Below are 16,904 nucleotides of genomic sequence, written 5' to 3'. Positions count from 1 at the left end.
AGGAGGCGGGATGATTCTCAAGGAGAAGGACGGTACGAGCGGGCAGGACGTGCGGTCGAAGGCCGGTCACCAGCAGGAGCAGGACGTGGCGTTCTACCTGCGGCGCGAGTTTGCCGATGACGAGAGCGTTCGGGTCATCAACGACCTGCGGGTCGAACACAACGGGGAGCGGGCGCAGGTCGACCACCTGGTGGTCCATCCGTACGGCCTGGTCGTGATCGAGTCCAAGAGCATTTACGGCGAGGTGAAGGTGAACGGCCACGGGGAGTGGTCGCGCAGTTACCGTGGTGAGTGGTACGGGATGCCGTCGCCGGTGCGCCAGGCGGAGTTGCAGGAGGCGCTGGTAAAGGATCTTCTGCGAGAGAACGTGGAGCAGTTCCTCGGCAAGCTTCTGGGGATGCAGACGCAGATTGGCGGCCGGGACTGGCGAACGCTTTGCGCGGTTTCCAGCAGTGCGATCCTGCACCGGGACGAAATGCCCCGGGATATTGCCGACCGCGTGGTGAAGAGCGAATTTGTGGCCGACAAGGTGCGGGAACTGGTGGGTTCGCGGGCGAAGGGCCTGCTGACCGCGAGGCCGCGGTTCAGCCAGAAGGAGATCGAGGGGATCGGCGATTTTCTGATGCAGAACCATTTGGGGGACACGGGCGCGACGGCTGCGGAGGTGCGGGAGGCGCCGGCTTCGGCCGGGCCCGCCCCTCAGGCCGCACCTGAGGCGGAGCCGGCGTCCCGGCCCGCACCGCAGCCAGAGGCGCAACCTCAGCCGCAGCAGGCCCAAGCCGAGACGACGGATTCGCAGCCGGCCGCCTCGTCGGCGGCGACCACGGATGGCGCGGTTGCCTGCAAGAACTGCGGCGAGCTGCAGAACCTGAATGGCATGTACGGCAAATACGGTTATTACGTACGCTGCGGGGCCTGCGGCACGAATACGTCCATGAAAAGGCCATGTCCGGCATGCGAGTCGCGCAAGGTTCGCGTGACCAAATCCGGGCCGACCTACACTTCTGCCTGCCAGGACTGTGCACACGAATGGGTGGTGTTCCGGCAGCCCGAGGCGGCGAGTACCTGAAGCCCGGATCACAGCGTGTCGTAAAGGCCGCCGATCGCGAAGATGTAGATGGCTTGATCGTCGAAGCGGTAGATCAGTCGGTCCCGGGCGGACAGGCGCCGGGACCAGAAGCCCGAGAGCGAATGCCGGAGGGGTTCCGGCTTCCCGGTTCCGGTGGCCGGGTCGTTGCGGAGCATTTCCTTCAGGATCCGGCGCAGGGTTCGATGCAGCCTTGGGTCGCGCTCCCGGAGCGTTACCGCATTGCCTACGGCTCGTCTCCCTCCCAGTCCTCGTGCGCGTGGCGAACACGGATGATCAGGATTTCATCACCTTCGATCTGGAACAGCACGATGTGTGCGCCGACGGGGTGAACCCGAACGGGTGGTGAGATTTCCTTACGCTCACGCGCTGCACGAGGGTTTTCCGCCAGAAACTCGAAGGTTGCAGCCAGCAGGCTGTGGTAGCGCTCTGCCTGTTGCAGGCCGAATTGCTCGACGCTACTGCGGAAGATCTCGATGACGTCGTCTTCCGCCTTGCAGGTCAGGGCATATCGCATGCTGTTAGTCTTCGGGGTCGCTCCTGGCGGCTGACTTCAGCTCTTCCATCGTTCGCTCACCACGGCCGCTTTCCAGGCCTTCCGTGGCGAGCGCCTGCAGGTGCGCGATCTTCAGCGCCCGCTCCCGGTCGCGGCGGATCAGGTCTCGCACGTAATCACTGCTGTTGCTGTATTGGCCGGATTGCGCCTGTTCTTCTACCCAGGATTTCATGGGATCGGGTAGCGAAATGTTCATTGTGGCCATGGAGGCCTCCGCGTCTCGGTTTGGCAATCTTTGCCATAAGTATAGGCCAGCAAGCCCGGATCGTCGATCATTGCGGTCGGTCACAAGGGCCACCAACGGTACCGAGCGACGGTCGATTGCCGCGGCCTCTGCGAGGCCTCGCAATGACGGACACAGGCCAGAGTGGTTACCCGTGGCCCATCAGCCGGGTCAGGCTGCGTCGAGCGGCGCGGACGGGTCCACCGATGGGCGCTGTATTGCATTTGCGATACACTCCGAGGAGGTTCTTGCGGAGACGCGGTATGAAAAACACGACGTTACCGGCCCTGCGGGTCAGCGATGGTTTTCGGCATCAGGTGGAGCAGGCCCTTGGCGAGGGAGAAACGCTGTCGGCCTTTATCGAGGATGCCGTTCGCCACGAGATTGACCGCCGACAGGCGCGGGCCGAGTTTCTGGCGCGCGGTCTGGAATCCGCGCGCCGCGCCCGGGAAACGGATGAGTACTTCCCGGCCCAATCGGTGCTCGACGATCTCGACCGTCTGTTAAGCAAGCAGTAGCCGACTCGCTGGAGCCTCAAGGATGAGTTACTCGGTACGATTTACAGCGCAGGCACGCGAAGATCTCCTGCGGCTTGTCGCGTTCCTCGCGGAGAGCGACCCGGCAGCCGCGGCCCATGCCCGAACCGCCATCGGCGAGGCGGTGTCGCTACTGGAGCGCTTTCCGCTGAGCTGCCGCATGCTCGACGCCTCCTACCCCCGCATCCGCGAACTCCTGATCCCGTTTGGCCGCTCGGGTTATGTCGCCCTGTTCGAAATCGACGATGCCGAGACGGTCACCCTGCTGGCGTTCCGGCACCAGCGCGAGGACGACTATTTCTAAACACGTGGGAGCCCAGCCCTCTGGGCGATGGGGACCTGGACGCACCTGATCGGCCAGGGGGCTGGCCTCCTGCGGTGGTCGGGCCCCAAGCCCGCGGTGGGGAACGGGCGGTGGTGGAGGCCGGCGCGCTGCGCCTGCGTCCGATCCTGATGACCAACCTGACCACGGTGCTCGGCATGTTGCCGCTGGCGATCGGCCTCGGCGAAGGCGCGGAGATCAAGCGTACGGTTTGCGGGACGTACGTCAAGGCGTACTCTTAATCGGAGCCCACACACGCGCGAGGTGCGCCATGACGGGGAATACGGCTACAGAGGCGCGCAGCAACCTCTACCGGTTGATCGACGAAACGGCGGAATCCCATGAGCCAATCGTGATCACTGGCAAACGGAACAACGCAGTCCTGCTATCCGAGTCGGACTGGTCGGCCATTCAGGAGACCCTGTACCTGCTATCGGTGCCGGGTATGCGCGAGTCGATCCGCGAGGGGATGGAGACCCCGGCGGATGAATGCGACGAGGAGCTGGATTGGTGACATGGAAGCTGGTTGGCGACCTCAGCGGCGCACGCCGAAGATCGCCAGGACGGGGCCGACGACGGTCATTATCCCGCCAAGGATCAGGTACAGGCGCGTGTCATCGGTGTAGCGGCCGGTGAATTCCTGGTGCAGCTCCTCGGTCAGGCTTTCGGTGGCGTTGAAGCCCATGACCAGGAGGATGATCCCTCCTGCCAGAAGGGCGAGCCCCAGAATCCGGGTCCAGTGCATGTTGCATGCCTCGGTTGGCGAGTGATCCCCTGACGCTAGCACGGATTGGCGCGTTCGCAGCGTGCGGTAGGCCGCATCGGGCTACAATGGGCACGTGTTCCACGCCCGTGGCGTATCCATCATGTTGCTGACGTTGCTGTTCATGTTCGCCGTGCTGGCCCTGGGGGTCGCGCTGATGCTGTGGCACGCACGGCTGGTGTTTACGGTGGAGCTGCGTGACGGAACGGCCCGGGTGCGGCGCGGCAAGCCGCCGAGGGCGTTCCTGCGCGGCTGCGAGGACGTGGCCCGCCAGTACCGTCTCAAGCGCGGGCGGATCCATGCGGTACGCACGGACGGAGGCGTTCGGCTGCGCTTCTCGCGCGATCTCCCGCAGAACACCCACCAGGCCTTTCGCAACGTCTGGACCCCGCCACCGGGCGGTGGCGGGGGCGGCGGCATGCGCGCGACGGGGTAGGGTCCCGGGCTACTGCGCGCAGAGGCCGCCGTCGACGACGTAGGTGTTGCCGGTGCAGCCGGAGGCGGCGTCGGACAGCAGGAACGCGGCCATGCCGGCGCATTCCTCGTTGTTGACGTAGCGCCCCAGCGGGATGCGCGCCTCGAACGACTGGTGCACCTCGTCGGCGTGGCCGGGGTTCGCCTGTTCCTCGATGGATTCCATCATGCGGTTGGCGACCGGACCCGGGTTGAGCGTGTTGACGCGGATGTTCTCCGGCCCGAGTTCGGCGGCCAGGCACTTCATCATGCCCACCACCGCATGCTTGCTGGATACGTACGGCGAGAGACCGCCGAAGCCGCGCAGTCCGGCCACGCTGGAGGTGATGACGATGCTGCCGCCGTTGCCCCGGCGCAGTGCCGGCAGGGCCGCCTCCGCACCCAGGCGCACGCCCTGCACGTTGACGGCGAAGACCTTGTCCCAGGCGGCATCGGTGCGGCTGTCGAACGGACCGATCTCGCCCTCGATCCCGGCGTTGAGGAACACGCCATCGAGGCGGCCGAAACGATCCAGGGCGGTGGCGACCATGCGCTCGTTGTCCTCGCGCCGGGTCACGTCCACTGCCAGGCCCACCGCGCGCTCGCCGAGCGAGCGGGCGATGTCTTCCACCGGGCCCGCCTCGCGGTCGGTGATGACCAGGCTGGCGCCCTGTTCATAAAGCTTGCGCGCCGTGCTCTCGCCGATGCCCCCGGCGCCGCCGGTGATGGCGATGACCTTGCCTTCCAGACCGTTCATTTCACTTCTCCGTGTCGTTAACCGTGTGGTGAATTCGATGGGACCAACGTATCAGCTTCCGCCGCGGGTTCGCAGATGCAGCAGCCGGCCAATGAACGCGCCGCCGAGGATGATCCATCCGACGGGATACGGCAGCACGCCGGTGAAAAAGGCCGCGAGGGTGGCGAGCAGCAGCAGGCCGATGATCAGCAGCGGGATGTCCATGTACGTTCGAGCCGTGGGCCGGGCGAAGGTTCGTTGCGCCATCGTCCATAATGAGGGGTGTGGCAACGGACGGACGTGACGGGTCGGAGACCCGGGAGGGGAGCTTGGCGGAGCCGCTGCGGGTGGTGGTGTGCCCGGACAGTTTCAAGGGCAGTCTGGCGGCCGAGGAGGTGGCCGCGGCGATGGTGCGCGGGGTGCGTGCGGCGCGGCCGGATGCCCGCGTGCACGCGCTGCCGATGGCCGATGGGGGCGAGGGCACGGCGTGGCGGGTGAGCCGGGCAGCGGGCTGGGAATGGCGCCATGCGCAGGTCACCGGCCCCGACGGAACCGCGCTGCAGGCTGGCTGGGGGCTGGACCCGCAGGGTCGTCGGGCGGTGCTGGACGTCGCCGCGGCCTGCGGTCTCGACCGGATCCCCGCGGGGCGCCGCGATCCCTGGCGGCTGGATACCCGGGGCGTGGGCGAACTGATGCGCGCGGCTCTGGATGCGGGGGCGCGGCATCTGCTGGTGGGCCTGGGCGGCAGTGGCACGGTGGACGGGGGCGCGGGCCTGCTGGCAGCACTGGGCGTGCGGTTCCGGGATGCGGACGGATGTGCGCTGGCGCCGCATCCGGCGGCGCTGGGGGCCCTCGTGCAGGCCGATTTCGCGGAGCTGGATCCGCGCCTGGGCGAGGTCGATATCACGCTGCTGAGCGACGTGGACAACCCGCTGATCGGCCCGCAGGGGGCGGCGGCGGTGTTCGGACCGCAGAAGGGCCTGGCGGTGGACGACGTCGCGGCGATGGATGCCTGCATGCAGCGCCTGGCGGGGGTCATCGAGGCCGCCGGATGGCTGCAGCGGCCGGTGGATGCACCGGGTGCCGGGGCGGCCGGCGGGCTGGGCTTCGCGCTGGGCTGCGTGCTGGGCGGGACCGCGCGCATGGGGGCGATGTACGTGGCCGACCTGATCGGTCTGGATGCGGCGATGCGTGGGGCGGACCGGGTGATCACCGGCGAGGGCCGGCTGGATGGCCAGACCGCGCATGGCAAGGTGGTGGCCGAGGTGTTGCGTCGCGCCGGGGGGCTGGCCGTGCCGGTGGCGGCGGTGGCCGGTTCCGTGGACGCCGATGCGGACGAACTGGCCGCGCTGGGCCTGACCGACGTGCGCGCCCTGTGTGACGGGAGTCTGACCCTGGAAGAAGCCATGGCGCGTCCGGCGGATGCCATCGCGGCGCGCACCCGTTCCCTGATCGAAGAGGCCTGACCCCATGGATCTCGACCCCGTCATCCGGAACTGGCTGGAGCTTGCCGCGCAGGCCCCGTCGTCGCACAACAGCCAGCCGTGGCGGTTCCGCGTGGCGCGTGATGGGGTGGAGGTCTGGACCGACCCGGAGCGGGTCCTGCCGGTCTCCGACCCCGGCGGGCGCGAGCGGGTGATCAGCGTGGGCTGCGCGGTGATGAACCTGCGGGTGGCTGCGGCGGCCGATGGCCGGGGGCTGAACGCGCGCCCGGAACAGGCCGGTCCCGGACCGTACGTGCGCCTGCTGAATACCTCGCATGCAGGTGCCGATCTGCAGACGCTGCCGCCACTGAAGGAGTGGATCCCGCAGCGCCGCTCGTGGCGCGGACGTTTCCGCCCGGACCCGGTGCCGCCGGAGGTGGTGGATGCGCTGGTCGCCGCGGCGCGCCAGGAGGGGGTCTGGCTGCGGCCGGTGACCGGGACGGAGCCGCGTCGCGAGATCGTACGGCTGGTGCGGGAGGCGACGCGTGAGCAGTGGCGCAACCCGGCCTGGCGGGCGGAGCTGGCGCACTGGATGCGCCCGGCGGCCGCGGGCGACGGGCTGCCGGTGGGTCGCCTGACCGGTGGTCTGACCCGCTGGGCGGTGCGCCGGCTGGTGTCGCCCCGGCGGATGGCCCGTGCCGAGGCTCGGGTGGCGAGCCGGGCGCCGGTCCTGCTGGCGCTGGGGACGGGGATCGACGGGCCGATGCAGTCGCTGGCGGCCGGGCAGGGGCTGCAGCGGGTGCTGCTGGAGGCCGCGCGTCACGGGTTCTGCGCGCGCTACCTGAATCAGCCGCTGCAGCTGCCGGAGCGACGCGCGGAGCTGGCAGAGCCGCTGAGTGGCGGGCATCCGCAGCTGCTGTTCGCACTGGGGCGCCCGGACGGGACGCCGCGGGCGACGCCCCGGCGGTCGGTGGAATCGTTGCTCCGGACGTGACGCCGGATCGGCCAGGGGGCTGGCCTCCTACGGGGTGTCGGGTCGGCCAGGGGGCTGGCCTCCTGCGGGGTGTCGGGTCGGCCAGGGGGCTGGCCCCCTGCGGGGTGTCGGGTCGGCCAGGGGGCTGGCCTCCTACTTGCCCCCGTGGGAGGCCGGCCCTCCGGCCGATTGTGCGTGCGGGCAATCGCCCGTGGAGGAATCAGGCCTCCGGCCGACCGTGGTGCAGCCGGAGGCGGGCCGGATGGTTTCAGGGCCGGCTGTAGGTATAGCCGTTGTTCTGCAGGTGCGAGATGTGGGCAACACCGCTCGGAATGATATCCGCCTCGCGAGCATCGTACAGATCTTCGTGGAGATCGATATTGCGCCCGGCCAGCGTGTTGGCGCAGACCTGGAACTCGACATCCTGGAGTTTCAGGTTGTCCACACGGGCACGCAGGTCATCGTGGTTCCGGGCCGTGTCGAGCAGGCCGAGGCCGTCCCCGTGCATGACTACCTTGATCTCCATGTTGTCTGCGCCGACAGCATTGATGTGGTTCTGAATGTTGCCCATCGCCCCCATATACCGGTCGGTGTCGTCGTAATTGACGTGATAGACGACCTTTTGCGTGCCATAACCGTTGTCGTTCGCGAGCGCCGTACCAGACATTGCGAGAGCGGCGGCTGCGGACAGAGCCAGCGGGATCATCATCCGGTTTTTCATGAGCGTACCTCTTCTTGTCATTTTTCTTTTGCACCCACGGGTGCCTGTCGCGTTTGCCAGGGGGCTGTTTATGTTGGCGCCCTGGTACAGGAAGGGACGGGGTGAAAAAAGTTATATTCCTCATGCATGAAAGATTAGAATTTTCGCTCATGATGATGAAGGCCGTGGCCTGGACGGGTCGGCCAGGGGGCTGGCCTCCTACGACAGATGGGGCCCTGCCCCCGGTAGGAGGCCGGCCCTCCGGCCGATTGTGCGTTCGGGGAATCTCCTGCGCCGGGTCGGCCAGGGGCTGGCCTCCTACGGGACCGGGGTGGCGTGTACGGGGCCGGTTGGCTGGCCTATGCTTGAGACGGAAATGATCAGGGAAAGATGGGGGAAGAATGATGCAGGTTGTGGTCCGGGGAGTGAAGATCGAGTGCGTGACCGGCAACATCGTCGAGCAGCACGACATGGACGCCATCGTCAACGCGGCCAATGCCTGGCTGCGCCCGGGCGGGGGCGTGGCCGGGGCCATCCATCATGCGGCAGGGCCGGAGCTGGAGCGTGAATGCCAGGCGCTGGCCCCCATCGAACCGGGTCAGGCCGTGCTGACGGACGGGCACCGGCTGCGCAACCGTTACGTGATCCATTGCCTCGGGCCGGTGTACGGGCGTGACGAACCGGCCAGTCGCCTGCTGGCCTCGTGCTATCGCGAGGCCCTGGCGCGCGCCGAGGAGGCGGGGATCTTCAGCATCGCGTTCCCGGCGCTGTCCACCGGGGCGTTCGGCTACCCCATCGAGGACGCGGCGCGGGTGGCCCTGGAGACGGTGGTGCACCGGACCCCGCATCTGGAATCGGTGCGCTACATCCGCTTCGTGCTGAGCAAGGACGAGGACCGCGACATCCACGCACGCATCCTCAAGGAACTGACGGAGTAATACGGGCTCCGCGGTTCCCCGCTCAGGCGGTCAGGTCGATCTGCTGGACGCTGCCGGTTTCCCCGTCTTCGTTGATCCACAGTCCGGTGGACTCGACCTGGCCGAGCAGGGTGTTGTCTCCGCTGTGCCGCAGGTCGAACGGGGTGCTGACGTGGCCCAGGTAGATGGCGCCGACCCCGACCTCTCCCAGGGCGAGTAGCTGGTCGCGCCCCTGTTCGTCGCGCGTCCACACGCGCAGGCGGTCGTAGACCGGGTCGTCCGCGTCGATCCAGCCGTTGCCGTCGTGGTCGTGGCGGCGCAGCTCGGCAAAGCCGTCGCCGGTGAGCGGGCCGAACAACTCCGAGCCGTCGTCCACCTTGCCGCTGCCGGAGCGGTCGATGGCCAGGAACCCGCTGCCGGGCTGCAGAAAGGCCACCTGCTGTTCGTGACCGTCGGCATCCAGATCGAACTCGAAACGGGTGTCGGTGAGGGCAGCCGCCGGTGCATCGAAGTTGATGACCAGCGGATCGTGCAGCTCGGCGTCCATGCCGGCGCTGACGCGGGTGTGCTGCATGAACTCGCGGCTCATGCTGACGGAGAGGTCGATGTCGATCGCCTGACCGTCGGCGGTGCGCACCATGCCCCGGGCCTCGAAGGACGTGTGCTCGACTTCGATACGGGTTTCCTCCACCGACCAGGCGATGCCGGCACGGGCCACCGGGGCCGGTCCCCGTGCGTGAGCGGCGGGCGGCGAGAATTCGACCGCCTCGGCATCCTCGGCCGGGTCCGGGCGCAGCTCGGACGGGTCCAGGACCTCGATCTCCCGGCCGGTCAGGCGTTCCACGATCAGGCGCAGCAGCTCCATGCGCATGTTGTCCAGCGGGGTGAGTTCGGCATCCGCGGGTGCCGCGCCGACCGTGGAGCGGGCTTCGGTGTGCGGGGTGGCGGCCGGGGCTGACAACGATGGCAGGGCCCGGGGGGATTCGCCGGTTGCCGCGATTGCTGCGGGGGCTGCCGGCGGTGCTGGCAGGTTCGCGGCGGCGGCGCGGGTGGCGGTGACACGTGCCGAGCGGTGCGTGGCCTCGAAGGCGACGCGCTGGCTTGAAAGTTCCAGGGAATGTTCTGCGATGCGCATGGGCGGTGGCCCTCCGGGTACACAACTTCCCGGAGGTAACGGCTGGCGGGCGGCAAACTTTAGCCGCATGGCGGCAAATGGTTGCCGCCATGCCAGGTCAGGCGTGTCGGTCAGGCGGGCGAGTGGTCCGTCTCCCCGGCGGCGAGGCTGTCGGCGTAGTGGTCGCGGGCGAGGTAGGTGTAGATCGCCGGGACCACGAACAGGGTGAACAGCGTGCCGATGGCCATGCCGGCGGCGATGACCAGCCCCATGGCGAAGCGCGAGCCGGCGCCGGCGCCGGTGGACATCAGCAGCGGCACCATGGCCACCACGGTGGCGGTGGTGGTCATCAGGATCGGCCGCAGGCGCAGGCTGGCGGCCTCCTCGATCGCCTCGCGCAGCGGATGCCCCTGGCGCTGCAGCTGGTTGGCGAACTCCACGATCAGGATGCCGTGCTTGGCGATCAGGCCGATCAGCGTCAGCAGGCCCACCTGGGTGTAGATGTTCAGCGAGGTCACGCCCAGGCTGATGAAGATCAGCGCGCCGGCGATGGACATCGGCACCGTGGTGAGGATGATCAGCGGGTCGCGGAACGACTCGAACTGCGCGGCCAGCACCAGGAAGATCACGAGCAGGGCGAAGAAGAACGTCACCACCAGGTCGCCGCCCTCGGCCTTCAGCTGGCGGGATTCACCCGCGTAGTCCACGTTTACGTCCGGCGGCAGTACTTCGGCGGCGATCTCGTCGATCAGGGCCAGGGCCTCGCCGAGGGTCACGCCCGGGGCCGGCACGCCCTGCAGGGTCACCGCGTTGAGCTGCTGGAAGCGGTTCAGCTCGCGCGGGGTGACGCTTTCCTCCAGGGTCACGATGCTGGACAGCGGCACCGGCGTGCCGTCGGCGGTGCGGGTGAACAGCTCCTCCAGCTGCTCCGGGGTCAGGCGGTCGGAGCGCTGTACCTGGGGGATCACCCGGTAGCTGCGGTTCTCCATCGCGAAGCGGCCGGTGTAGCCCCCGGAGAGGAACGTGGCGAGGTCGGCGTTCAGCGTGGTCATGTCGATGCCGAGCTGGGCCGCGCGCTCGCGGTCGATCTTCAGGTCCACCCGCGGTTTGTCGAAGTCGAGATCGGTATCCAGGAAGATGAAGCGCCCGGTGGCCATCGCGCGCTCGGTGATCTCGTCACTGAACGTTTCCAGCTCCTCGAACGAGGCCGTGGAGTTGAACACCACCCCGATCGGGGCGCCGTCGCCCGGGGTCGGCAGCTGCGGTGGCTGGACCGCGAACACCTCCAGTCCCGGGATGCGCTCCAGCGCCGGTTGCAGGTCTTCTTCCAGGATCGTGTCGGTGTCGCGCTCGCGCTGTTCCCACGGGCTCAGCACGAAGCCACCCAGCGCCTGGTTGGTCGCGCCGGCCATGCCCGGGCCGCCACCGAAGCCGTTGACGATGAAGATGTTGTCCATCTCCGGGATCTCGTCGAACAGGCGGTCGGTCAGGGCCGTGTTCCGTTCCAGGTGGTCGATGCCCATGTGCGGGTCGCCCTCCATGATGGAGAAGGCGAAGCCCTGGTCCTCGGGCGGTTCCAGTTCCGACTGCGAGGTGACGAACAGGAAATAGCACGAGACCAGCACGATGGCGCCGAACACCGCGATGGTGAAGCGGTCGTTGAGGGCCCCGTGCAGGCGCCGCCGGTAGCGCCGGCGCAGGCCGTCAAAGCGGTCGTCCAGCCAGGTCTCGATGCGCCCGCGCCGCTGGCCGTCGCCGTGGCGCAGGATCTTCGAACACATCATCGGCGACAGGGTGATGGCGACGATCCCCGAGATCACCACGGTGGCCGCCAGGGTGAAGGCGAACTCGATGAACAGCGTGCCGGTCAGCCCGCCGATGAAGCCCAGCGGCAGGAACACCGCGACCAGCGTGGTGGACATCGCCACGATCGGCCAGGCCAGCTCGCGCGCGCCCTGCAGCGCGGCCTCCATGCGCGACATCCCCTCCTCGATGTGCCGCGAGATGTTCTCCAGCATGATGATCGCGTCGTCCACCACGATGCCGATCGCCAGGACCATCGCCAGCAGGGTCAGGAGGTTGAGCGAGAACCCCATCAGCAGCATCAGCATGAAGGTGCCGACCAGCGACAGCGGCACGGCCACCGCGGGGATGATCACGCTGCGCAGCGAGCCCAGGAAGAGGTAGATCACCGCCAGCACGATCAGGAGCGCGAGGGCGATGGTGATCAGCACCTCGTTGATCGCGCTCTCGATGTAGTCGGTGGAGTCGTAGACGATCTCGCCGTTCAGACCCGACGGCAGCCGTGGTTCCACGCGCTCGTCGAAGACCTCGCGCACCTCGGCGATCACGTCCAGGGCGTTGGCGTCCGGCGCCAGCTCGATCCCCATGAAGGTGGCCGCCTGACCGTTGAAGCGCACCGAGGAGTCGTAGGTCTCCGAGCCCAGTTCCACCTCGGCCACGTCGGCCAGGCGCACCAGATCGCCATCGGCCTCGAACAGCACCAGCTGCTCGAATTCCTCGACGCTCTGCAGGTCGGTGTCGGCGGTGAGGTCGAGGCTGACCATCGAACCCCGGGTCTGGCCGACCGCGGAGAGCACGTTGTTGCCCTCCAGCGCCTGGCGCACGTCGCGCCCGCTGACCCCGTAGGAGGCCATGCGGTCCGCGTCCAGCCAGGCCCGCATGGCAAAGGGCTCGCCGCCGAGGATCTCGGCGCGCTGCACGCCGTTGACGGTGGACAGCTCCGGCTGCACCTCGCGCACGAGGTAGTCGGTGATCTGGTTGTTGTCGAGCTGTTCGGAATAGAACGACAGGTACATCGCCGCGACGTCGTCGCCCACCGACAGGTCCACCACCGGGTCCTCGGCCTCGGCCGGGAGTTCGGAGCGGATCTTGTCGACCTGTGCGGAGATCTGGGTCAGCGCCTCGTTGGGGTCGTAGTCCAGCTCCAGGTGCGCCTGCACCGTGCTGGTGCCCGCCATGCTGGAGGAGACGATGTAGTCGATGCCCTCGGCCTCGGCGACCTCGCGCTCCATCGGGGTGGTGATGAAGCCCTCGACCAGATCGGCTTCCGCGCCGATGTACGAGGTGCTGACGGTCACCACCGCGTTCTGCACCTCGGGGAACTGGCGGACGTTCAGGTCCACCACCGCGCGGATGCCGAACAGCAGGATGAACAGGCTGACCACCGTGGCCAGCACCGGTTTCTGAATGAAGACGTCGGTGAAACGCATGGTCGCGGTCCGGCTCAGCGAGTGTCCGGGCGCGGGTCGCGCTCGGCATCCGGCTGGGCGTCTTCGGTGATGTTCACCGGGGTGTCGTTCTGCAGCTTGAGCAGGCCGCTGGCGGCCACGGTCTCGCCTTCCTCCAGCCCGTCGCGGATGCGGATCAGGTCGCCGCGCCGTTCGCCGGTCTCGACCAGACGCTGTTCCACCCGCTTCTGCCCGTCATCGTCCTCGAACACCACGAACGCCGACTGGCCCCACGGGGCGTGGCGGATGGCGGTCTGCGGCACCACCAGTCCTTCCTCGGCCTCGCCGCGTTGCAGCGTCACGCGGGCGAACTGTCCCGGGCGCAGGCGGTGGTCCTCGTTGTCGAGGGTGGCCTGCACGCGGAACATGCGCGACGCGGGACGCACCCGCGGCTCGATGGCGGTGATGACACCGGTGACAACGGCGTCGTGCGCATCGGTGCGGATACGCACTTCCTGGCCCGGTTCGACTTCGCTCAGGCGTCGTTCGGGCAGGGTGAAGTTGAGGTGGATCGGATCCAGGGTCTGCAGTTCGACCACCGGGTCGCCGGGGCCGACGAACTGGCCCTCGTCGATCTGGCGGATGCCCAGCTGGCCGTCGAACGGCGCGCGCAGGCGCTTCTGCCGGATGCGCTCTTCCTGCGAGCGCACGGCGGCGCGGGCCTGTTCCGCTTCGGTCTGCCGGCGCTGCAGTTCGGAGTCGGAGATGCTGTCGCGCTCGGCCAGCCCGCGGGCGCGCTGCAGCTCGCTTTCGGCCAGCATGGCCGCGGCCTGCAGGCTCTCCAGCTCGGCGCGGTCGAGGGCGGTGTCCAGCTCCACCAGGGTCTCGCCTTCGACCACTTCGGTGCCACTGGAGAACAGGATGCGATCCACCAGGCCCTGGCTCTGGAAGCTCAGGGTCGCGCCGCGCACCGCCTCGAGACTGCCGATGGCGCGGGTCTCGGGTGTCCACGCGTCGGTCTCGACGGTGGCTGCGTTGATGGTGGCCTCGGGTTCGGGCATCTCCTCGAAATATTCGGCGATCTGCTGGTCGATGAAGGCCTTGAATCCGAAGATCCCGCCCAGCACCACGGCCACGCCGAACAGCATGTAGAAGAAACGGCGACTCACTGGAAGGCCTCCTGCAGCACGGCGCGTACGCGCTCGCTCTCCGCGCGCACCACCGAGGGTTCGTCGGGGTCCACGCGCGGCTCCCAGCGCCAGCCGGTCATCAGGGCGTGGAAATGGCGGAGCAGGTGATCCAGCGGCTGGCCGATGTCATACGCCTCCAGCAGGCCGCGCGCGTTCGCGAGGTTCTGCATGCCCAGGTTCAGGGCCCAGGGGCCGAGCCCCATCTCTTCGGCGGAGATCTCCTTGGGCGGGGGCAGGTCGCCGTTTTCGCGGGCCCTTTCCACCACGCCACTCACGGCATCGCTGATGGGCTGGGCGGCCGTGAGCAGGGCCTCCCGGCGTTCCTGCGAGATCTGCGCCCAGACCGCTTCGGTGAGCAGGTACTGCATCAGGCGGTAGTGGTCGGGGTGGGCGGCGGCGAAATCGAGATCCGTCAGTACGATCGCCAGCATCTGCGAGCGCGTGCCCAGGGGCAGCTCCGGCAGCCGGCGGAAGCGTTCGGCGTGCTGGATGGTGGTGCGCGTCGCCACCGCGGCCAGCAGATCCTCCTTGGAGGCGAAGTGCTGGTACAGCGTGCCGGTGGCGTATTCGCAGGCGGCGGCCAGCTTCGACATCTGCAGGGCCAGCAGGCCATCCGTGCGGATCAGCTCGTGGGCCTTGTCGATGAACAACTGTTCGCGTGCCTGGCGCTCGCGTTGCTTGCGGTCTTCGGTTCCCATGACGCTGCAGACTAGCGAACCCGGAACGGTTTGTGAACTGGGTTCATGGATTGTGTCGGATTCGTGCCGTCGACTGGAACACGCTGCGGCCGCTCGACGTCTGCCGGGGGGCCGGTTCCCTACCCCTGCCGGCCAGCGGGAAAGTATCCTTGAGGGGAAGGCAGGCCACGAGGAAGGCCCATGAAGACACTGCGCGAACGGATGGCCGACAACGGCTTCGAATCGAATATCGACTATGCCCATCATGTGGACTGTGTGCTGGCGCAGGCGGGCGGCGTGATCCCCACGCTGAACGTCGAGGGAGATTCGGGCCGGCGCAAGACGGCCTTTGCCAACGCGCTGGCCGCGGCACTGGAAGTCCCGCACGTGCTGTATCACGACTTCACCCAGGCGCAGGACCCGGTGCCGACCGCACAGCCGGCATCCAACCCGGAGGAGGGCGGCCGCGAGGAACCGCCGATCCCGGCGTTCGACCGCGAGGTCTCCAGTGCCTGCGCGTATTCCGAGGGCGAGCGCACCATCCTGATCCTGGATCAGCTGCAGGCGGCGGACTTCCGCGAGCACCTGCGGCTGTACCGCTTCGTGGTGGATGGCGAGTGGTCCATGGGCGGGGCGTCGTTCGTGGCCAGTCGGGAGCGGCTGATGCTGGTCCTGATCTCCGAGGAACCGGTCTATCATTCGTTGAAGAAGGTCGGTTTCAGCGTGTGGGTGCCGCGTGCCTCGGTGGGCGAGTCGGATTACCGCCCGGAGGACTTCGGCCTGGGGCCGGAGGCCGAAGGGCTGATGAACGGGCTCGGGGAGCTGTTCCGGACGCTGGGTGTGCAGCCCACGCCATCGGAGTTCCAGCGGCTGCTGGACGATATCCGCAACCGCGTGCGTACCCGCGAGGAGCTGACCCATTCGATCTTCGGCCGGACCGAGGGGATCGACCACATGCTGCTGGTGTCCGATGCGATCCAGCAGCGCATGGAACGGCTGATGCCGGAGCTGTGGGAGTTCGTGGGGTCCGAGCACGTGGAACTTTCCGGCGTGCCCCCGGATCCCGAGTAGACGGATACCGGGCCGCAGGGCCCGGCGTCGCACGCAGGGGAGGATGGCCATGGTACGGACGGGACGGACAGTGGCCGCGGGCTGGCGGCTTGCGGGCGTGGCGGGATTGATCGTGTTGCTGGCGGGCTGCGGGCGCGCCTTTCCGGAGCCGGCGCCGGATCGGGAGTTCGCCGACGGGCTGTCGGCCGAGACCCTGTTCGAGCGAACGCTGGAGGCGCACGGAGGCGACCTGCGCGAGGACCCGCGCGACTTCAACATGGCCACCGACGGCGAATGGGGACGCATGATCCAGCGCATCCAGCCGCTGGTGGCGGACACCGGATTCCGCGGGCGCTCGGAGGAACGCTACCGGCCGGCGGATTCGCTGTATGTCCGCGAGTACACCGGGCCCGAGGGCGTGAAGCACGTGTTTCGCCACGAGGGCACGATCAGCGTGTACTACAACGGTGAGTTCGAGACCGATCCGGACCGGGTCGCCGCCACCGCGATGACCATCGACGCCGGCGAGCTGTTCCATTTCGGCCCCAGTTTCGTGAAGCACCGCGCCACCGATCTGCAGCGCCTGCCGGACCGGCGCGAGGACGGGGTGGACTACCACCGGGTGCTGGCGACCATCGAACCGGGCTTTGGCTTTGCCGAACGCGACGAGGTGGTGATGTGGATCCATCCGGAGACCGACCGGCTGTACCGCGTGCACATCACGCTGGAGGGCTTCGAACGCACGCAGGGGGCGCACGTGGACACCACGTTCCTGGAGTACGAGGAAGTCGGACCGTATGTCCTGCCGTCGCGCTTCGAGGAACGGGTGCGCGGGCCGCTGCGCCTGCACGTGCATGACTGGTGGGTGACCGGCCGCGACATGGATCGCGGCTGGGAGATCGAGGACGTGCGCGGACCGGGTTTCTCCGGCGCGGCCGAGCCGCCGGCCGCCGAGGAATAAGCCGTTCGCTGATAGACTGGCGCCTTTTCCG

Annotated in this window: 21 protein-coding genes and 1 pseudogene; 11 read left to right on the top strand and 11 right to left on the bottom strand. The window is 68.1% G+C overall.

Going from position 1 to position 16,904, the window contains the following annotated elements:
• Nucleotides 1-10 precede the first annotated feature (10 nt).
• Nucleotides 11-1,069 (top strand): nuclease-related domain-containing protein, encoded by a 1,059-nt coding sequence (locus tag F790_RS0110875; protein ID WP_019591671.1) that lies wholly within the window; start codon nucleotides 11-13, stop codon nucleotides 1,067-1,069.
• Nucleotides 1,070-1,077: 8 nt separating this feature from the next.
• Here F790_RS0110875 and F790_RS0110870 read toward each other — a convergent pair whose 3' ends face one another.
• From F790_RS0110870 to F790_RS0110860, 3 genes are read right to left on the bottom strand one after another with little or no spacing between them, the layout of a single operon-like run.
• Nucleotides 1,078-1,335, bottom strand: coding sequence for a Txe/YoeB family addiction module toxin (locus F790_RS0110870; protein ID WP_081619215.1), 258 nt, complete (start codon nucleotides 1,333-1,335; stop codon nucleotides 1,078-1,080).
• Nucleotides 1,314-1,604, bottom strand: coding sequence for a type II toxin-antitoxin system RelE/ParE family toxin (locus F790_RS0110865; protein WP_019022274.1), 291 nt, complete (start codon nucleotides 1,602-1,604; stop codon nucleotides 1,314-1,316). The genes F790_RS0110870 and F790_RS0110865 overlap by 22 nt, the downstream gene beginning before the upstream one ends.
• A 4-nt stretch (nucleotides 1,605-1,608) precedes the next feature.
• Entirely contained in the window at nucleotides 1,609-1,848 is a 240-nt protein-coding gene (locus F790_RS0110860) for a type II toxin-antitoxin system ParD family antitoxin (protein WP_038033287.1), read from the bottom strand.
• 281 nt (nucleotides 1,849-2,129) lie between these two features.
• Between F790_RS0110860 and F790_RS0110855 the strand changes: the two genes are divergently transcribed.
• The 4 genes and pseudogenes from F790_RS0110855 to F790_RS0110840 all read left to right on the top strand — a co-directional run bounded on the left by F790_RS0110855 (nucleotide 2,130) and on the right by F790_RS0110840 (nucleotide 3,238).
• Entirely contained in the window at nucleotides 2,130-2,384 is a 255-nt protein-coding gene (locus F790_RS0110855; protein ID WP_019022276.1) for a YlcI/YnfO family protein, read from the top strand.
• Between the two features lie 22 nt (nucleotides 2,385-2,406).
• A complete protein-coding gene (locus F790_RS0110850; RefSeq protein ID WP_019591670.1) occupies nucleotides 2,407-2,706 on the top strand; it encodes a type II toxin-antitoxin system RelE/ParE family toxin in 300 nt (99 codons plus the stop codon).
• A 104-nt stretch (nucleotides 2,707-2,810) separates the two neighbouring features.
• A pseudogene (locus F790_RS14515) lies at nucleotides 2,811-2,951 on the top strand (efflux RND transporter permease subunit); the annotation flags it as partial.
• Nucleotides 2,952-2,995: 44 nt separating this feature from the next.
• On the top strand, nucleotides 2,996-3,238 hold the full coding sequence (locus F790_RS0110840; RefSeq protein WP_019022278.1) for a type II toxin-antitoxin system Phd/YefM family antitoxin: 243 nt from the start codon (nucleotides 2,996-2,998) through the stop codon (nucleotides 3,236-3,238).
• A 21-nt stretch (nucleotides 3,239-3,259) separates the two neighbouring features.
• Here F790_RS0110840 and F790_RS0110835 read toward each other — a convergent pair whose 3' ends face one another.
• Nucleotides 3,260-3,469 (bottom strand): DUF3185 family protein, encoded by a 210-nt coding sequence (locus F790_RS0110835; RefSeq protein WP_019591668.1) that lies wholly within the window; start codon nucleotides 3,467-3,469, stop codon nucleotides 3,260-3,262.
• A 121-nt stretch (nucleotides 3,470-3,590) separates the two neighbouring features.
• On the opposite strand from F790_RS0110835, the gene F790_RS0110830 reads away from it, so the two are divergent.
• Nucleotides 3,591-3,923: a DUF3634 family protein gene (locus F790_RS0110830; RefSeq protein ID WP_019591667.1), complete on the top strand. Its 333-nt coding sequence runs from the start codon at nucleotides 3,591-3,593 to the stop codon at nucleotides 3,921-3,923.
• Between the two features lie 9 nt (nucleotides 3,924-3,932).
• Here F790_RS0110830 and F790_RS0110825 read toward each other — a convergent pair whose 3' ends face one another.
• Together F790_RS0110825 and F790_RS14685 are read right to left on the bottom strand one after the other, a co-directional pair.
• Complete coding sequence (locus F790_RS0110825) at nucleotides 3,933-4,697, bottom strand: SDR family NAD(P)-dependent oxidoreductase (protein ID WP_019591666.1); 765 nt, start codon at nucleotides 4,695-4,697, stop codon at nucleotides 3,933-3,935.
• 51 nt (nucleotides 4,698-4,748) lie between these two features.
• Nucleotides 4,749-4,901: a hypothetical protein gene (locus F790_RS14685; protein ID WP_019591665.1), complete on the bottom strand. Its 153-nt coding sequence runs from the start codon at nucleotides 4,899-4,901 to the stop codon at nucleotides 4,749-4,751.
• Between the two features lie 104 nt (nucleotides 4,902-5,005).
• Here F790_RS14685 and F790_RS0110815 point away from each other — a divergent pair, with 104 nt between their 5' ends.
• Both F790_RS0110815 and F790_RS0110810 read left to right on the top strand, forming a co-directional pair.
• Nucleotides 5,006-6,142: a glycerate kinase gene (locus tag F790_RS0110815; RefSeq protein ID WP_019591664.1), complete on the top strand. Its 1,137-nt coding sequence runs from the start codon at nucleotides 5,006-5,008 to the stop codon at nucleotides 6,140-6,142.
• Nucleotides 6,143-6,146: 4 nt separating this feature from the next.
• A complete protein-coding gene (locus F790_RS0110810; protein WP_019591663.1) occupies nucleotides 6,147-7,094 on the top strand; it encodes a nitroreductase family protein in 948 nt (315 codons plus the stop codon).
• A gap of 247 nt (nucleotides 7,095-7,341) precedes the next feature.
• Here the strand turns inward: F790_RS0110810 and F790_RS0110805 are convergent, their stop codons facing one another.
• Nucleotides 7,342-7,794, bottom strand: coding sequence for a DsrE family protein (locus F790_RS0110805; protein ID WP_026300869.1), 453 nt, complete (start codon nucleotides 7,792-7,794; stop codon nucleotides 7,342-7,344).
• Nucleotides 7,795-8,177: 383 nt separating this feature from the next.
• On the opposite strand from F790_RS0110805, the gene F790_RS0110800 reads away from it, so the two are divergent.
• Entirely contained in the window at nucleotides 8,178-8,711 is a 534-nt protein-coding gene (locus F790_RS0110800) for a macro domain-containing protein (RefSeq protein WP_019569796.1), read from the top strand.
• 22 nt (nucleotides 8,712-8,733) lie between these two features.
• On the opposite strand, the gene F790_RS0110795 is transcribed toward F790_RS0110800, so the two are convergent.
• The 4 genes from F790_RS0110795 to F790_RS0110780 all read right to left on the bottom strand — a co-directional run bounded on the left by F790_RS0110795 (nucleotide 8,734) and on the right by F790_RS0110780 (nucleotide 14,883).
• A complete protein-coding gene (locus F790_RS0110795; RefSeq protein WP_019589607.1) occupies nucleotides 8,734-9,825 on the bottom strand; it encodes a hypothetical protein in 1,092 nt (363 codons plus the stop codon).
• A 110-nt stretch (nucleotides 9,826-9,935) separates the two neighbouring features.
• Nucleotides 9,936-13,037: an efflux RND transporter permease subunit gene (locus tag F790_RS0110790; RefSeq protein ID WP_019591662.1), complete on the bottom strand. Its 3,102-nt coding sequence runs from the start codon at nucleotides 13,035-13,037 to the stop codon at nucleotides 9,936-9,938.
• A 14-nt stretch (nucleotides 13,038-13,051) separates the two neighbouring features.
• The gene (locus F790_RS0110785; RefSeq protein ID WP_019591661.1) at nucleotides 13,052-14,164 is read right to left on the bottom strand and encodes an efflux RND transporter periplasmic adaptor subunit; all 1,113 of its coding nucleotides are present in this window, start codon (nucleotides 14,162-14,164) and stop codon (nucleotides 13,052-13,054) included.
• Nucleotides 14,161-14,883 carry a TetR/AcrR family transcriptional regulator gene (locus tag F790_RS0110780; protein WP_019591660.1) on the bottom strand — a complete coding sequence of 241 codons (723 nt, stop codon included), beginning with the start codon at nucleotides 14,881-14,883 and terminating at the stop codon, nucleotides 14,161-14,163. Before F790_RS0110780 ends, F790_RS0110785 begins: the two co-directional genes overlap by 4 nt.
• Nucleotides 14,884-15,063: 180 nt before the next feature.
• On the opposite strand from F790_RS0110780, the gene F790_RS0110775 reads away from it, so the two are divergent.
• Together F790_RS0110775 and F790_RS0110770 are read left to right on the top strand one after the other, a co-directional pair.
• Nucleotides 15,064-15,933, top strand: a complete 870-nt coding sequence (locus F790_RS0110775; RefSeq protein WP_019022291.1) for a hypothetical protein — start codon at nucleotides 15,064-15,066, stop codon at nucleotides 15,931-15,933.
• Between the two features lie 49 nt (nucleotides 15,934-15,982).
• The gene (locus F790_RS0110770) at nucleotides 15,983-16,873 is read left to right on the top strand and encodes a hypothetical protein (protein WP_232199269.1); all 891 of its coding nucleotides are present in this window, start codon (nucleotides 15,983-15,985) and stop codon (nucleotides 16,871-16,873) included.
• Nucleotides 16,874-16,904: the final 31 nt, after the last annotated feature.

The organism is Thioalkalivibrio sp. ALE20, from assembly GCF_000381405.1.
In the GTDB taxonomy this organism is placed as follows: domain Bacteria; phylum Pseudomonadota; class Gammaproteobacteria; order Ectothiorhodospirales; family Ectothiorhodospiraceae; genus Thioalkalivibrio.
The sequence above is the reverse complement of the archived record's forward strand: the minus strand, read 5'-3'. Positions and strand labels throughout refer to the sequence as shown.

What these genes read in the sequence shown, in the direction of transcription:
- F790_RS14685 (WP_019591665.1), bottom strand. Translation starts at nt 4,901, where the DNA reads ATGGACATCCCGCTGCTGATCATCGGCCTGCTGCTGCTCGCCACCCTC.
- F790_RS0110790 (WP_019591662.1), bottom strand. Translation starts at nt 13,037, where the DNA reads ATGCGTTTCACCGACGTCTTCATTCAGAAACCGGTGCTGGCCACGGTG.
- F790_RS0110835 (WP_019591668.1), bottom strand. Translation starts at nt 3,469, where the DNA reads ATGCACTGGACCCGGATTCTGGGGCTCGCCCTTCTGGCAGGAGGGATC.
- F790_RS0110830 (WP_019591667.1), top strand. Translation starts at nt 3,591, where the DNA reads ATGTTGCTGACGTTGCTGTTCATGTTCGCCGTGCTGGCCCTGGGGGTC.
- F790_RS0110805 (WP_026300869.1), bottom strand. Translation starts at nt 7,794, where the DNA reads ATGAAAAACCGGATGATGATCCCGCTGGCTCTGTCCGCAGCCGCCGCT.
- F790_RS0110775 (WP_019022291.1), top strand. Translation starts at nt 15,064, where the DNA reads ATGAAGACACTGCGCGAACGGATGGCCGACAACGGCTTCGAATCGAAT.
- F790_RS0110800 (WP_019569796.1), top strand. Translation starts at nt 8,178, where the DNA reads ATGCAGGTTGTGGTCCGGGGAGTGAAGATCGAGTGCGTGACCGGCAAC.
- F790_RS0110840 (WP_019022278.1), top strand. Translation starts at nt 2,996, where the DNA reads ATGACGGGGAATACGGCTACAGAGGCGCGCAGCAACCTCTACCGGTTG.
- F790_RS0110860 (WP_038033287.1), bottom strand. Translation starts at nt 1,848, where the DNA reads ATGGCCACAATGAACATTTCGCTACCCGATCCCATGAAATCCTGGGTA.
- F790_RS0110780 (WP_019591660.1), bottom strand. Translation starts at nt 14,883, where the DNA reads ATGGGAACCGAAGACCGCAAGCAACGCGAGCGCCAGGCACGCGAACAG.
- F790_RS0110770 (WP_232199269.1), top strand. Translation starts at nt 15,983, where the DNA reads ATGGTACGGACGGGACGGACAGTGGCCGCGGGCTGGCGGCTTGCGGGC.
- F790_RS0110825 (WP_019591666.1), bottom strand. Translation starts at nt 4,697, where the DNA reads ATGAACGGTCTGGAAGGCAAGGTCATCGCCATCACCGGCGGCGCCGGG.
- F790_RS0110875 (WP_019591671.1), top strand. Translation starts at nt 11, where the DNA reads ATGATTCTCAAGGAGAAGGACGGTACGAGCGGGCAGGACGTGCGGTCG.
- F790_RS0110855 (WP_019022276.1), top strand. Translation starts at nt 2,130, where the DNA reads ATGAAAAACACGACGTTACCGGCCCTGCGGGTCAGCGATGGTTTTCGG.
- F790_RS0110795 (WP_019589607.1), bottom strand. Translation starts at nt 9,825, where the DNA reads ATGCGCATCGCAGAACATTCCCTGGAACTTTCAAGCCAGCGCGTCGCC.
- F790_RS0110810 (WP_019591663.1), top strand. Translation starts at nt 6,147, where the DNA reads ATGGATCTCGACCCCGTCATCCGGAACTGGCTGGAGCTTGCCGCGCAG.
- F790_RS0110850 (WP_019591670.1), top strand. Translation starts at nt 2,407, where the DNA reads ATGAGTTACTCGGTACGATTTACAGCGCAGGCACGCGAAGATCTCCTG.
- F790_RS0110865 (WP_019022274.1), bottom strand. Translation starts at nt 1,604, where the DNA reads ATGCGATATGCCCTGACCTGCAAGGCGGAAGACGACGTCATCGAGATC.